Origin of the sequence: Comamonas trifloxystrobinivorans, assembly GCF_043359985.1 — a bacterium.
Lineage (GTDB): Bacteria > Pseudomonadota > Gammaproteobacteria > Burkholderiales > Burkholderiaceae_C > Comamonas > Comamonas trifloxystrobinivorans.
Genome location: NZ_JBHZGV010000007.1, coordinates 236,962 through 251,669 on the forward strand (window position 1 = coordinate 236,962; position 14,708 = coordinate 251,669).

General features: G+C 62.5%; 11 protein-coding genes. 2 read left to right on the forward strand and 9 right to left on the reverse strand.

Annotated features, from left to right (window positions below; all coding sequences use genetic code 11):
* Nucleotides 1-8: 8 nt before the first annotated feature.
* The 5 genes from ACFIQF_RS10390 to ACFIQF_RS10410 form a co-directional block, all read right to left on the reverse strand.
* A complete protein-coding gene (locus ACFIQF_RS10390) occupies nt 9-608 on the reverse strand; it encodes a hypothetical protein (RefSeq protein WP_393942561.1) in 600 nt (199 codons plus the stop codon).
* The gene (locus ACFIQF_RS10395) at nt 605-2,236 is read right to left on the reverse strand and encodes an ABC transporter ATP-binding protein (RefSeq protein WP_393942563.1); all 1,632 of its coding nucleotides are present in this window, start codon (nt 2,234-2,236) and stop codon (nt 605-607) included. Before ACFIQF_RS10395 ends, ACFIQF_RS10390 begins: the two co-directional genes overlap by 4 nt.
* Nucleotides 2,229-3,386: an ABC transporter permease gene (locus ACFIQF_RS10400; RefSeq protein WP_393942565.1), complete on the reverse strand. Its 1,158-nt coding sequence runs from the start codon at nt 3,384-3,386 to the stop codon at nt 2,229-2,231. The genes ACFIQF_RS10395 and ACFIQF_RS10400 overlap by 8 nt, the downstream gene beginning before the upstream one ends.
* 9 nt (nt 3,387-3,395) lie before the next feature.
* On the reverse strand, nt 3,396-4,424 hold the full coding sequence (locus tag ACFIQF_RS10405) for a microcin C ABC transporter permease YejB (RefSeq protein ID WP_393942567.1): 1,029 nt from the start codon (nt 4,422-4,424) through the stop codon (nt 3,396-3,398).
* A gap of 109 nt (nt 4,425-4,533) precedes the next feature.
* The gene (locus ACFIQF_RS10410; protein ID WP_393942569.1) at nt 4,534-6,372 is read right to left on the reverse strand and encodes an extracellular solute-binding protein; all 1,839 of its coding nucleotides are present in this window, start codon (nt 6,370-6,372) and stop codon (nt 4,534-4,536) included.
* A 126-nt stretch (nt 6,373-6,498) separates the two neighbouring features.
* On the opposite strand from ACFIQF_RS10410, the gene fabI reads away from it, so the two are divergent.
* On the forward strand, nt 6,499-7,299 hold the full coding sequence (fabI, locus tag ACFIQF_RS10415; protein WP_393942570.1) for an enoyl-ACP reductase FabI: 801 nt from the start codon (nt 6,499-6,501) through the stop codon (nt 7,297-7,299).
* A 93-nt stretch (nt 7,300-7,392) separates the two neighbouring features.
* Here the strand turns inward: fabI and ACFIQF_RS10420 are convergent, their stop codons facing one another.
* The 3 genes from ACFIQF_RS10420 to ACFIQF_RS10430 all read right to left on the reverse strand — a co-directional run bounded on the left by ACFIQF_RS10420 (nt 7,393) and on the right by ACFIQF_RS10430 (nt 10,559).
* Nucleotides 7,393-7,713, reverse strand: a complete 321-nt coding sequence (locus ACFIQF_RS10420) for a type II toxin-antitoxin system YafQ family toxin (protein WP_393942571.1) — start codon at nt 7,711-7,713, stop codon at nt 7,393-7,395.
* A complete protein-coding gene (locus tag ACFIQF_RS10425) occupies nt 7,685-7,966 on the reverse strand; it encodes a type II toxin-antitoxin system RelB/DinJ family antitoxin (RefSeq protein ID WP_393942572.1) in 282 nt (93 codons plus the stop codon). Before ACFIQF_RS10425 ends, ACFIQF_RS10420 begins: the two co-directional genes overlap by 29 nt.
* A 106-nt stretch (nt 7,967-8,072) precedes the next feature.
* Complete coding sequence (locus ACFIQF_RS10430; protein ID WP_393942574.1) at nt 8,073-10,559, reverse strand: heavy metal translocating P-type ATPase; 2,487 nt, start codon at nt 10,557-10,559, stop codon at nt 8,073-8,075.
* 183 nt (nt 10,560-10,742) lie between these two features.
* Between ACFIQF_RS10430 and ACFIQF_RS10435 the strand changes: the two genes are divergently transcribed.
* The gene (locus ACFIQF_RS10435; protein WP_393942576.1) at nt 10,743-11,606 is read left to right on the forward strand and encodes a DNA ligase; all 864 of its coding nucleotides are present in this window, start codon (nt 10,743-10,745) and stop codon (nt 11,604-11,606) included.
* A 438-nt stretch (nt 11,607-12,044) separates the two neighbouring features.
* Here the strand turns inward: ACFIQF_RS10435 and ACFIQF_RS10440 are convergent, their stop codons facing one another.
* Complete coding sequence (locus tag ACFIQF_RS10440) at nt 12,045-14,585, reverse strand: Orn/Lys/Arg family decarboxylase (protein ID WP_393942578.1); 2,541 nt, start codon at nt 14,583-14,585, stop codon at nt 12,045-12,047.
* Nucleotides 14,586-14,708 lie beyond the last annotated feature (123 nt).

Sequence of the window (14,708 nt, forward strand, 5' to 3'; positions counted from 1 at the left end):
GCTGCCTCTCACTGTGCCGCTGCAGGCACCACAAAGCGCCAGCGCGAATGCGACAACGCCACCTTCTCGCACTGCTGCATGAAAAGCGCCCGCCAGCGGTGCGTAGCATCAAACGTGGGGCCGGATTGCTCGCCCACCGTCAGGCACAGGCCCGAGCCAGCCAGCTCTACGCGGCCGTCGGCACGGTGAACAAAGCGCTGCAAAGCATCGGCTTCCAAGAACGGGCTGCGCTCGCCGCAACGCCTGGGCATCAGCGCTGCGCCGGCCAGCACGCTTTGGTTGATGCCGGCCGCCGTCACGCAAGCGTCGTAAGCCGGGAAGCGGATGCGCCCGCCCGGCTCAAAAACCACCGCCTCGTCCTGGTACAGACCGGGCTTGCAGTTGTGTGCGCTCAGCGGCATGTCAAAGCGGATGTGCTGGCCCGAGCCCAGAATGTCGATGCAATAGCCGTCTTGCGGGCGATCCAGATCGTCTACCAGGCGCAAATGGCCGGGTGTTTGCCGGCCGGATGGCGCCGCGCTTGGCGTCTGCGCCGAGCAGGCCCAAGCTGCCGCCAGCAACACCGGCACTACGCTCCAGCGCATGGTTTTTTGGCTGGCTGAACTCATGGCGTCAACTCCAGGCTGGCGGCCATGAGGCGCTGGGTATAGGCTTCGCGTGGTGCGTCCAGCACTTGCATTACCTCGCCGGCTTCCACAATCTGGCCGTCTTTCATCACCATCACCGCATGCGCCATGGCGCGGATCACGGCCACGTCGTGCGTGATCAGCAAATAGCTCAGGCCGCGCTCTTTTTGCAGGCGCTGCAGCAAAGCCAGCACCTGCTGCTGGATGGTGACGTCGAGCGCGCTGGTGGGCTCGTCCAGCACCAGCATTTCGGGGTTGACGATGAGCGCGCGCGCAATCGCCAGGCGCTGGCGCTGGCCGCCCGAAAACTCATGCGGATAGCGCTCCAGCAGGCCAGGAAACTGCTCTTCGCTCATGCCCACTTCGTGCAGCAGCGCCAGCACTTGCTGCTGCAGCTGCGCCTCGGCAATACCGGGCTGCGCCAGCTGCAGGCCTTCGCCCACGATCTCTTGCACCGTCATGCGCGGCGACAGCGACGAGAACGGGTCTTGAAAAACCACTTGCACCTTGCGCCGCAACTGCTGGTTGGCTGCGCTGTTGCGCTGCGCTGGCAACTGCCACTTTTGCTGCTCAATGCGCAGCTCGCCCGTGCTCGGCAGCAAGCCCAGAATGGCCTGCGCCAGCGTCGATTTGCCCGAGCCGGATTCGCCAATCACACCCAGCGTCTGGCCTTTGGGCAATTGCATGCTTGCGCCGCGCACCGCCTCAAAGCGCCCTTTGCGAAACCAGCCTTTGATGCCGGGCAGATGCGTGGCGTAGGCCACATGCAAATCTTGCGTGGTCAGCACCGGCTCTGCGCCGGGCTGCGCGGGCACCACATTGCGCTGCGGCGTGCTCGCCAGCAGTTTGCGCGTGTACGGGTGCTGGGGCGCGGCAAACACATCGGCCACATCGCCCTGCTCTACGAGCAGGCCTTTTTCCATCACCGCCACACGGTCGGCAAAGTGGCGCACCAACGGCAGATCGTGGGTAATCAGCAGCACGGCCATGCCAGTTTGCTGCTGCAACTCGGTCAGCAGATCCAGAATCTGGCCGCGCAAGCTCACATCGAGCGCGGTGGTGGGCTCGTCGGCAATCAGCAGGCGCGGCTTGCAGGCCAAGGCCATGGCGATCATGGCGCGCTGGCGCTGGCCGCCGCTCAATTGGTGCGGGTAGCTGGCGGCGCGGCGCTCGGGCTCGGGGATGCCGGTGGTGGCCAGCAATTGCACCGCCTGCGCCCAGGCGGCCTTGTCGTCCAGCCCTTGCTTGAGCTGCAACACCTCGGCAATTTGGGTGCCCATGGTCATCAGCGGGTTCAGCGCCGTCATCGGCTCCTGAAAGATGACGGCAATCTCATCGCCGCGCACCGCCTGTATCTCCTTCTCGGAGATTTGCAGCAGATTGCGCCCGCCCATCAAGGCTTCGCCGCGCAACTGGGCATCGCCCACCAGGCGCAGCAGCGACAGCGCTGTGACGGTTTTGCCCGAGCCCGATTCGCCCACCAGGGCGAGCTTTTCGCCGGGCTGGATGCAAAAGCCCACGCCTTTGACCACATCTTTGCCGCCAAAGCCCACATGCAGATCGCTCACCTGCAACAGCGGCGCTGGCACGCCTTGCGAAATTTCAGCCATGGTGCACCTCCGGGCCGGCAGCTGCCGTGCTGGCCGTGTGGGGCACAGCGGCCGCGGCTTTTTTGTCTGTGGAGGGCGGCGTGCTCAGCTGTTTGCGCGGGTCCAGCGCGTCGCGCAGCGCATCGCCCATGAAGGTGAGCAGCAGCAAGGTGATCACCAGCACGGCAAAGGTGGACAGCGAAATCCACCACGCATCGATATTGTTCTTGCCCTGGCTCAGCAGCTCGCCCAGGCTCGGTGTGCCGGGCGGCACGCCGAGGCCGAGAAAATCGAGCGAGGTGAGCGTGAGAATGGCCGAGCTCATCTGGAAAGGCAAAAACGTGACCACCGGCGTCATGCTGTTGGGCAAGATGTGGCGCCACATGATCGAGCGGCTCGAGACGCCCAGCGCCTGCGCGGATTTGACGTAATCCATCTGCCGGTTGCGCAAAAACTCCACGCGCACATAATCGGCCAGCGCCATCCAGCCAAACAGGCTCAGCAGCACCAGCAGCAAGGCCGTGCTGGGCGCCAGCACCGCGCTGAAAATGATCAGCAGGTACAAGGTGGGCATGGCGCTCCAGATTTCGGTCAGGCGCTGGAAGACCAGATCCACCTTGCCGCCAAAAAAGCCCTGGATCGCGCCGGCCAGAATGCCGATGGCGGTGCCTATCGCCGTCAGCGCCAGGCCAAACAGCACGCTGACACGAAAGCCGTACAGCAGCTGCGCTAGCAGATCGCGCCCACGGTCGTCGGTGCCCAGCCAGTTGGCGCGCGAGGGCGCAGAAGGGTTGGGCGCCTTGGCAAAATAATTGATGGTGTTTTTGCCGTAACGGTTAGGCGGGAAGATGGCCCAGTTGCCGTCTTTGGCCAGTTGCTGCTCGATGAAGGGATCGAGGTAATCGGTGGTGGTGTGGAAATCGCCGCCAAACGTGGTTTCCGGGTAATCCTTGAACAGCGGGAAATAGGTTTCGCCCTGGTAGCGCACCACCAGCGGCCGGTCGTTGGAGAGCAAATCGGCCAACAGGCTCAGCACCACCAGCACGGCGAACAGCACCAGGCTCCAATAGCCCAGGCGGTTGGCACGAAAACGCCGCCAGGCGCGGGCGGCGGGTGACTGGGCGCTGGCTCGGCGGGCCGTGGCGGCGGGGGCGACAGGCGTAAGACTCATGGCGGGCACTCAGTCAAATTTGACGCGCGGATCCACCCACACGTAGCACAGGTCGCTGACCAGCTTGGTGAGCAGGCCGATCAGCGTGAACAGATACAAGGTGCCGAGCACCACCGGGTAATCGCGCCGGATCACGCTTTCGTAGCTGAGCAGGCCCAAACCGTCGAGCGAGAACAGCGTCTCGATCAGCAGCGCGCCGGTAAAGAAAGCGCCAATAAAGGCCGCCGGGAAGCCCGTCACGATCGGCAGCAGCGCATTGCGGAACACATGGCCCCACAGCACCTGGCGCTCGCCCAGGCCTTTGGCGCGGGCCGTCACCACATATTGCTTGCGGATTTCTTCGAGAAAAGCATTCTTGGTGAGCATGGCCGTGACGGCAAAACTGCCCGCCACCATGGCCGTCACCGGCAAGGTGATGTGCCAGAGGTAATCCACAATGCGTGCGCCCCAACCCATCTCTTCCCAGCCCGACGAAGTCAGCCCGCGCAGCGGAAACCAGGCCAGCTGGCCACCAAACACCACCAGCAGCGCCACGCCGAGCACGAAACCGGGAATCGCATAACCGACCAGGATGATGATGGTAGTGACCAGATCAAAGCGCGAGCCGGCGCGCACCGCCTTGGCAATGCCCAACGGCACCGCTATCAGGTAGCTGATGAAAAAAGTCCACAGCCCCAGGCTGATGGAGACCGGCAGCTTGTCCTTGATGAGCTGCCAGACGCTTTTGTTCTGGAAAAAACTGCGCCCCAGATCGAACTGGGCAAACTGGCCGAGCATCTGCACAAAGCGCTCAATGGGCGGCTTGTCAAAGCCGTACAAGGCCTTGATCTCGTCGAGCCGCTTCTGGTCTATGCCCTGCGCGCCGCGGTAGCTCATGCCGCCGCCCTCGGCACCGCCGCCAGCGCCGGCCTTGGCCTCGGCCAGGTACTGCTCGACCGGGCCACCGGGCACAAACTGGATCACCACAAAAGTCAGCAGCAGCACCCCGAACAAGGTCGGGATCATCAGCAACAGGCGTTTGAGAATATAGGCAAACATGCGGTGCGGGCTCCGGCATCAGGCGACTGGCTGGCCGCCGCTAAAACTATGAAAAACATAGCTGTCAGCGCTGGTTGCACCATGGCAAACGGCTTTTTTGATCATAGCATCAACGCTTGGCGGTAGCGGCGGTGAGCGGCGGCAGTTGCGCCCACCACTGGTTGATGACCCAGGTTTCGCCCGGCACATAGGGCGGCGTCTGGGCCGGCATGGCCAGGCGCCAGGCGTCGTACACCATGCGGTGGTTGCCCGCGTAGTACTGCGGGATCAGGTAATTGCCTGCAACGATGATGCGTTCGAGTGCGTGGCAAGCGGGCAGCAATTGCGCTTCGGTCTTGGCGCTGGCCATCTGGGCAATCATGGCATCGACGGCCGGGTTTTTCAGGCCAATGAAGTTGCCCGAACTCTCGATATCGGCCGCGGCACTGCCAAACAGATCGGCGTATTCCTGCCCCGGGTTGTGCGTGCCGGGGATATTGAGCGTGATGATGTCGAAATCGAACTTGTCCAGCCGCTGCTGGTAGAGCGCAAAATCCACCACCCGCAGCTTGAGCGTGATGCCCAGTTTTTCGAGGTTGCGCGCCCAGGAGCTGATGAGCTTGGTGCCGCCTTCACTGCTGTCCAGATACTCCAGCACCAAGGCCTCGCCCTTGGCATTGCGCAGTACGCCATCGGCGCCCACTTTCCAGCCAGCCTCATCCAGCAGTTTTTGCGCCTTGCGCAAATTGGCGCGCAAGCTGCTGTCGCCATCGGTGCGCGGCGGGTCTTGCATCGGGCCCAGCGTGCCTTCGGGCAAATCCTTCTCAAACGGCTTGAGCAGCGCCAGCTCGGCCTCGCTCGGCGAGCCATGGGTTTCGCAAGCGGTATTGCCAAACAAACCATGCACGCGTTGGTAGGCGCCATAGAACATTTGGCGGTTCATCCACTCGTAATCGTAGGCCAGGCCCAGCGCCTCGCGCACGCGCTCGTCTTGCAACAAGGGGCGGCGCGTGTTCAAGAAATAGCTTTGAAAGCCCGAGGGCAGCTTGTGCGCAAACTCGCCTTTGCGCAGCTCGCCGCTGTCAAAGCGCTTGCCGTAAAGGCGGCGCGCCCAATCGCCAGCGCTGAAAAAACGCATCAGATCGAACTCGCCGGCCTTGAGCGCCTCCAGCTTGGCGGTGTTGTCGCGGTAGATCTTGACGGTGACCTTGTCAAAATTGTTGCTGCCCACGCGCACCGGCAGGTTCTTGCCCCAGTAGCCCGGGTCGCGCACATAGGTGATGTCCTTGCCAAAGTTCACCGGCCCGATCTTGTATGGCCCGCTGCCAATCGGGATGTCGGTCACTATCTGGTCGAACTGCTTGGTCTTGCCGTCCTCGCCCTTGCCCCAATCACGGCTGAACACCGGCAGGCCGCCCACGGTCAGCGGCAGATCGCGGTTAGGCTTTTTGAAGCGAAAGCGCAGCGTGCGCTCGTCCAGCACATCGCAGCCGTCCACCTCGGCCAGCAGGGTTTTGAAGCCGGGCGACGCGTATTTGCTGATCAGTGTTTCGTAGCTGTATTGCACATCGGCCGCCAGCACCGGCTTGCCGTTGTGAAAACGCGCCTCCGGCCGCAGCCGGAAGGTGGCCGACAGGCCGTCTGGCGCGACCGTCACATCTTCGGCCAAGAGCCCGTAGCCGGTGGCGGTTTCGTCCAGGCTGCCGGTGAGCAGGCTCTCGAACAGCATGTCGCTCAGGTAGGCCGGCGGGGAGCCCTTGATGGTGAACGGGTTGTATTTGTCGAAGGTGGAATAGCGCAAACCGCTCACCAGCCGCAGCTCGCCCCCTTTGGGGGCCGCCGGGTTGGCATAGGCGAAATGCTTGAAATCCGCCGCATAACGCGGCTCGCCCCACAGGGCATAAGCGTGGCCCGCCCAGGCCGGTGCAGCCAGGGCGGCAGACAAAATCAGCGGGAGACAAAAGCGCATGCGACAATTCTGCCCTAGCCGGGCGCCTGCGCCACCGTTTTGTCCGACAGCACGGTGGCAGATTGGCGCTCGCCGCCCTTTGTATTGTTGTTTCGCAAGCAGCGGAACCTACCAGGAGAATAAAGAATGGGATTTCTGACCGGCAAGAAGCTGTTGATCACGGGTGTGCTCTCCAACCGCTCCATCGCTTACGGCATCGCCAAGGCCTGCCACGAGCAAGGCGCCGAGCTGGCTTTCAGCTACGTGGGTGAGCGTTTCAAAGACCGCATCACCGAATTTGCCGCCGAGTTCAACTCCACGCTGGTGTTCGACTGCGACGTCGCCGACGATGCCCAGATCGAAGCCATGTTCAAGGGCCTGGGCGATGCCTGGGGCAAGTTCGACGGCTTTGTGCACTCGATCGGCTTTGCACCGCGTGAAGCGATTGCCGGCAACTTCCTCGAAGGCCTGAGCCGCGAATCCTTCAAGATCGCCCACGACATCAGCGCCTACAGCTTCCCGGCCATGGCCAAGGCAGCCCTGCCCTACCTCAACGACAAATCCTCGCTGCTGACCCTGTCGTACCTGGGCGCGCTGCGCTCCATCCCCAACTACAACACCATGGGCCTGGCCAAGGCATCGCTCGAAGCCTCGGTGCGCTACCTGGCTGAAGCCGTCGGCCGCACCGCTGATGGCCGCGCCATCCGCGCCAACGGCATCTCGGCCGGCCCGATCAAGACCCTGGCTGCCTCGGGCATCAAGGATTTCGGCAAGCTGCTCGGCCGCATGGCCGACGCCGCCCCGCTGCGCCGCAACGTCACCATCGAAGACGTGGGCAATGTGGCCGCCTTCCTGCTGAGCGACCTGGCCTCGGGCGTCACCGCCGAGATCACCTACGTGGACGGCGGCTTCAGCCAGACCGCCGGCCTGTCGGCTGACCAGGTGTAAAAACCCCGCGCGCAAAAAACAAGCCCGCCGGCTTTGCAGTCGGCGGGCTTTTTTGTATTCAAACGCAGTGCTGGGCAGCGGCTTGCGAACAACTCATGCGCCAAATAGCTCGGCATGCGTGCCTGCTCGCACAAAGCAGATGGCGTTGCCTTGCACGCGGTAAATCAGCAAAAAGTCGCCGCCAATGTGGCATTCCCGATGGTCTGCCCACTCGCCTTTGAGCGCATGGTCCAGCCACTCAGGGCCCAACGGTGCATCGTTGGCAATCAACAGCAACATGGCCGCTTTGAGGGCGTGCAGATCGTAGCGGCCCGAGTGCGCCAGCCGCTCCCAGTCCTTGACAAAAGTTTTGGTGAAGTCTGACTGCCGCGGCAGCGGCGCACGCTTAGCGGCGGCTGTTTTTTTCGAGGGCATCGAACAGCTCAGCGCTGGAGCCAAAGCGCGCCTGACGCTCGGCCATCATGGCGCGAGCCTCGGCCATGGCAGCCTGGGTTTCGGCATTGGGCACTTTCAGCTCCAACGGAAAAGCCTGCTCTGCCACCACCCGGTGCAAAAAGAGGCGCACTGCATCCGACATGGTCAAACCCATGGCGGCCAAAGTATCGGCGGCTTGCGTTTTGATGGCGTCGTCGACACGCACATGGAGCATGGAGGAAGAGCTTGTCATGACGCCATTTTGTATCTCAAATGAGATATTGTCAATTTTTTCGCACTTTTCCGTGCCTTCAAGCAGCCACTGCATGTGCCAGCCCAGAGCACACTGCGGTCCGCCCTTAACCCTTGAAGCTCCGCAGCCGCAGCGCATTGCCCAACACAAACACGCTCGACATGGCCATGGCGCCGGCCGCGAACACCGGCGACAGCAGCGTGCCATTGATCGGGTACAGCAGCCCAGCGGCCACCGGGATCAGTGCCACGTTGTAGGCAAAGGCCCAGAACAGGTTTTGCTGGATGTTGCGCATGGTGGCGCGCGAGAGGCCGATGGCGGTGACCACGCCGCGCATGTCGCCCCCCATCAGCACCACGTCGGCCGACTCGATGGCAATGTCGGTGCCCGTGCCAATGGCTACGCCCACTTCGGCCTCGGCCAGGGCCGGTGCGTCGTTGATGCCGTCGCCCACATAGGCCAAGGCGCCATGCTCGGCGCGCAGGCGTTTGACGGCTTCGACCTTGCCGTCGGGCAGCACTTCGGCCACCACTTCGTCAATACCCAGTTGCTTGGCAATGGCCTCACCCGTGCGGCGGTTGTCGCCAGTAATCATGGCCACCTTCAAGCCCATGGCGTGCAGACCGTCGATGGCAGCGCGCGTAGTGGCTTTGATCGGGTCGGCCACGGCAATCATGGCGGCGAGCTGGCCGTTGATGGCGGCGTACAGCGGCGTTTTACCTTCGCTGCCGAAACGGGCGGCTTCGTCGGCAAACACGGCTACATCGGCACCCAATTGCGCCATCATGCGGTCTGCGCCCACTTCTACCTTGTCGCCGCCCACCATGGCACGCACGCCATAGCCGGTAACGGATTCAAACTGGCTCAGCGCTGCCGGCTGCAAGCCTTCGGCCTTGGCCGCTTGCACAATGGCCTGGGCAATCGGGTGTTCGGATTGGCTCTCCACCGCTGCCACAGCGGCCAATACGAGCGCACGCTCAAAGCCCGGCGCCAGCACCAAATCGGTCAAGGCAGGCTTGCCTTCGGTCAGCGTGCCGGTCTTGTCCACGGCCACCACCTTGGCATCGCGCAGCGACTGCAGCGCCTCGCCCTTGCGGAACAGCACGCCCAACTGCGCAGCGCGGCCCGTAGCCACCATGATCGAGGTTGGCGTTGCCAAACCCATGGCGCAAGGGCAAGCGATGATCAGCACGGCCACCGCGTTCACCAGCGCAAAGCTCAAAGCGGGCGAAGGGCCAAATACCAGCCACACCAGGAAAGTCAGCAGCGCAGCGGCCATCACAGCCGGCACAAACCACATGGTTACCTTGTCGACCACAGCCTGGATCGGCAGCTTGCCGCCCTGCGCCTGCTCCACCATGCGGATGATCTGCGCCAGCACCGTGTCGCCGCCCACCTTGGTGGCCTCCAGCGTGAGCGCGCCCTTTTGGTTGACGGTGCCGCCCACCACTTCGGCGCCAACGGTTTTCTGCACGGGCACGGGCTCGCCGCTGATCATCGACTCATCAACAAAGCTGTCGCCTGCCGTCACCCGGCCATCGACCGGAATACGCTCGCCCGGCCGCACTTGCACGGCATCGCCTTGCAGCACTTCGGCAATCGCCACTTCTGTCCATTCGCCGCCACGCTGCACCAGCGCCGTTTTGGCCTGCAATTGCACCAGGCGCTTGATGGCCGCCGAGGTATTGCCTTTGGCCCGCGCCTCCATATAGCGGCCCAGCAAAATCAGCGCAATGATGACGGCTGCCGCCTCAAAGTACACGTTGACCGTGCCCGCAGGCAGCAAATTGGGCGCAAACGTAGCCACCACCGAGTACAGATATGCGGCCGATGTACCCACCGCCACAAGCGAATTCATATCTGGCGCGCCGCGCAGCAGCGCCGGAATGCCCTTGATGAAAAAGCGCCGCCCCGGCCCGGCCAGCACCAGCGTGGTCAGCACAAACTGCAACAGCCAGCTGGCGTGCTGCGGCAGCCACTGGCTGACCCAATGGTGAAAACCGGGCACCATGTGGCCGCCCATCTCCAGCACAAACACCGGGCCGGCCAGCGCGGTGGCAATGGCCAGATCGCGCTTCAAGGTTTGCAGCTCTTGCTGCTGGCGTTCGCTGTGCTGATCGGCGGCCTGCGCGCCATCCGCCACCAAGCGCGACTCATAACCCGCTTTGGCCACGGCAGCGCGCAAGGCTTCGGCGCTGACGCCAGCGCTGGCACTGACAGTGGCGCGCTCGGTCGCCAGGTTGACGGCTGCGCTCTGCACGCCAGGCACGTTCTTCAAGGCGCGCTCTACCCGGCCTACGCAAGAGGCGCAGGTCATGCCGTCTACCGCCAGTTCTATCTGCTGGCTGGGCACGTTGTAGCCCGCCTTGGTGATGGCGGCCACGGCGCTGTCGTTCACCGTGGTGGCCTGAGCATCGTCTGCCAATTGCAGGCTTGCGCGCTCGGTGGCCAGGTTCACCGTGGCATTGGCAACGCCGGGCACCGCCTTCAAGGCGCGCTCTACGCGGCCCACGCAAGAGGCGCAGGTCATGCCCTCAATAGGCAGTTCCAGCAATGTATGGGAGTTGGGCAAATGGCTTGCTGCAGTGCTCATGGCTTTGTTCTCTTTCTAGGTTTGCATTGTGTTTGCCAAGACTGTAAAGATTGCCATGGTGTGAAGGTCAAGCGCAAGGCTTCTTGATGCACCGCAGAGCGCTGACAAATGCACGCACCGCCTGCATGAGCGGCCACTACGATGCTTTTCAGCGCTGCATTCCTGCTGCGACGAAAGGCAAACATGCGCCGCATTCTGCACAATTGGGCACGCGCCAGCTGGCTCGCATTCTGGCTGCTGATGGTAGCCGCCACCGGCCACGCAGCCGACAAACCCGCGCTGTGGTTGGCGCAAAGCTATCCCGGTGGCCTGGATTTGTCGCAATACTGGGTGAGCGAAAAATACGATGGCGTGCGCGGCTACTGGGACGGCCAAGCCTTGTGGACGCGCCAGGGCGAGCCCATCAACGCGCCCGCCTGGTTCAATGCCGGCTGGCCCGCCACTCCCATAGAAGGTGAGCTCTGGGCCGGGCGCGGCCAGTTCGCGCAAGCGCAATCCACCACCCGCAAGCAGCAGCCTGTCGATGCCGAATGGCGACAAATTCGCTTCATGCTTTTTGATGCGCCCACTGCGCCCGGCTCTTTCGACGCACGCTTGCCCGTCATTGAGCAATTTGCCCGCGCTGCGCGCCAGCCCTGGGTGCAAGCGGCCCCACAATGGAAAGAGCCCGACGAAGCCGCCTTGCTGCGCCGCATGCAGCAAATTGTCAAACAAGGCGGCGAAGGCCTGGTGCTGCACAAAGCCAGCGCGCCCTACCGCAGCGGCCGGGGCGACGATGTGCTCAAACTCAAACCCCAGGAAGACGCAGAAGCCCAGGTGATCGGCTACCTGCCCGGCAAAGGCAAGTACGAAGGCCTGACCGGCGCTTTGCTGGTGCGCACGCCCGCCGGCCTGCAGTTCAAACTGGGCAGCGGCCTGAAAGACGCCGACCGCCGCCACCCGCCGCCCATAGGCAGCTGGGTCACCTACCGCTACCGGGGCCTGCACGCCAGCGGCTTGCCGCGTTTTGCCACTTACTGGCGTGTGCGGGAGGAAGGTGTGCCGTGATTTTTCTGAGCGCAGAAAACTTCTTCGGCCTTCCATATTTTTTTGCTGACAGCGCAGGCTTGCAATAGCAACAGCCGAAATCCCCAGCGCACCACGTAATCAAGCCGCATGCAACGCCCCAGCAGCTGCATCTACAACGCAAATCTGCTGCATCTGCCATTTTTTGCCGATTTGGCACAGCTGCGTAGCGCTTTTTGAACCTGGTCCAAAGACAATCAAAACGCAACACAAGTACAGCGCTGTCCAATGTAGCGGCAGCCCCAAGCGTCTCAGCTACAGCCGAAACTGTTCCAGCAGGCGGCTTTTCTAACCGGCGTTGAACTGATTCGCTTGCAATGGCTGGTCGGTTTGGCAACAGATGCTGCAAACAATAAAAAAGCAGCACCGCAGCGCTGCTTTTGCTTCAAGCCAGCCAAGCCAGAGCTTGGCTCAACCCAATCACACCTTCGGCGTACGAGGCTTGGTGCTCTTGCGCGCCTTAGGCGCGGCCTCGGGCGTTTTGGCCACGGGCGAGACGATGCCGGCGCTGGCATCGCCCACAGGCTTTTCGGCCTTCAGGGCTTTTTTCATGCCGGCTTCGGTCTTGATCTTGCTCGACTTGGGCGGGGCCTTGCTGGCCAGCAGCGGCGCCGCTTTTTTGGCAGCGGCCACGGGCGCAGACACCACCTGGGTTTGCACCGCCTTGTCGTCCGAGCTCAGCGCCACGCAATCGGCGTAGTAGCGCACTTCGCCGTCTTCGTCGACCAGCTCCACCAGGCCGTGGATGTCGGTTTCAAAGCCGGGGCAGAGCTTGGAGAACTCGCGGGCGAAAATCAGGTAATCCACAATCTTCTTGTTGAAGACTTCGCCCGGAATCAGCAGCGGAATGCCGGGTGGGTAAGGCGTGACCAGGCCCACGGTGACGCGGCCTTCGAGCTTGTCGATCTCCACGCGCTCGGTCTTGCGGCGAGCGATGTGGGCGTAGGCGTCCGAAGGCTTCATGGCCGGCGTCAGATCCGACAGGTACATGTCGGTCGTCAGGCGGGCAATGTCGTACTTGGCGTAGAGCTGGTGCACGTGCTGGCACAGGTCGCGCAGGCCCATGCGTTCATACACTTTGTGCTGCTTGCTGAACTCCGGCAAGATGCGCCACATCGGCTGGTTCTTCTCGTAATCGTCCTTGAACTGTTGCAAGGCGGTCAGCATGGTGTTCCAGCGGCCCTTGGTGATGCCGATGGTGAACATGATGAAGAACGAGTACAGACCCGTCTTCTCCACCACCACGCCGTGCTCGGCCAGGTATTTGGTGACGATGGACGCGGGAATACCGGTCTTGTCGAACTTGCCGTCGAGGTTGAGGCCGGGCGTGACGATGGTCGACTTGATCGGGTCGAGCATGTTGAAGCCGTCGGCCAGCTCGCCAAAGCCGTGCCAGCTGTTGGAGCTGGCCTTGCCGCTCTTGCTCTTCTTGCCGCGGATGATCCAGTCATCGGCGCGGCCAATGCCTTCGTCGGCCAGCTCTTCGGGGCCCCAGACCTTGAACCACCAATCGTTCTTGCCGAACTCGTCTTCCACCTTGCGCATGGCTCGGCGGAAGTCGAGCGCCTCGACAATCGACTCTTCCACCAGCGCGGTGCCGCCGGGCGGCTCCATCATTGCGGCAGCCACGTCGCAGCTGGCGATGATGCTGTACTGCGGGCTGGTCGAGGTGTGCATCAGGTACGCCTCGTTGAACAGGTTGAAGTCGAGCTTCTGGGTCTGGCTGTCTTGCACCAGCACGTGCGAAGCCTGGCTGATACCGGCGAGCAGCTTGTGGATCGACTGCGTGGCATACACCACCGAATGCTTGGGGCGCGCGCGCTTCTTGCCCATGGCGTGGTAGCTGCCATAGAAGGGGTGGAAGGCGGCGTGCGGCAACCAGGCTTCGTCAAAGTGCAGGTTGTCGACATAGCCATCGAGCTTTTGCTTGATGGTTTCGGTGTTGTAGAGCACGCCGTCGTAGGTGGACTGCGTCAGCGTCAGCACGCGAGGCTTGACGGTCTTGGGGTCCACGCCCTTGAGCAGCGGATTGGCGGCAATCTTGGCCTCGATCGTCTTGGGCGAGAACTCGCTCTCGTGGATCGGGCCGATGATGCCGAAGTGGTTGCGCGTAGGCTTCAGGAACACCGGAATCGCACCCGTCATGATGATCGAGTGCAGGATCGACTTGTGGCAGTTGCGGTCCACCACCACCACATCGCCCGGAGCAACGGTGTGGTGCCACACCATCTTGTTCGAGGTGGAGGTGCCGTTGGTCACGAAGAAGCAGTGGTCGGCATTGAAGATGCGGGCCGCATTGCGCTCGCTCTCGCCAATGGCGCCGTTGTGGTCGAGCAGCTGGCCGAGCTCTTCGACCGCGTTGCACACGTCGGCGCGCAGCATGTTCTCACCGTAGAACTGGTGGTACATCTGGCCGATGGGGCTCTTCAAGAAAGCCACGCCACCGCTGTGGCCGGGGCAGTGCCAGCTGTAGGAGCCGTCTTCGGCGTAATCGAGCAAGGCCTTGAAGAAAGGCGGCTGAATGCCTTCGAGGTAGTTCTTGGCCTCGCGGATGATGTGCTTGGCCACGAACTCGGGCGTGTCCTCGAACATGTGGATGAAGCCATGGAGCTCGCGCAGAATGTCGTTGGGCAGGTGGCGGCTGGTCTTGGTCTCACCGTAGATGTAGATCGGCACATCGGGGTTCTTGCGGCGCACTTCGGTGATGAAGTCGCGCAGGTCGTGCACGATCGGATCGTCGCCGCCGCCGAGCTGGAACTCTTCGTCGTCGATCGACAAAATAAAGGCGCTGGCCCGGCTTTGCTGCTGCGCAAACTGGCTCAGATCGCCGTAGCTGGTAACGCCCAGCACTTCAAAGCCTTCCTCCTCGATCGCATGGGCCAGATCGCGGATGCTCAGACCGGAAGTGTTTTCCGAACGGAAATCCTCGTCAATGATGACGATGGGAAAGCGAAATTTCATGGGCGGTGCCTCACAATGAACAAAGCTAACAACAGACGAAACAGGCGCGAAGTGTACGGAATTTCAAAGGGCGCTTGATGTATCCGGCGTCAATTGCCGCAAAATTGATCGAGATATTGCACA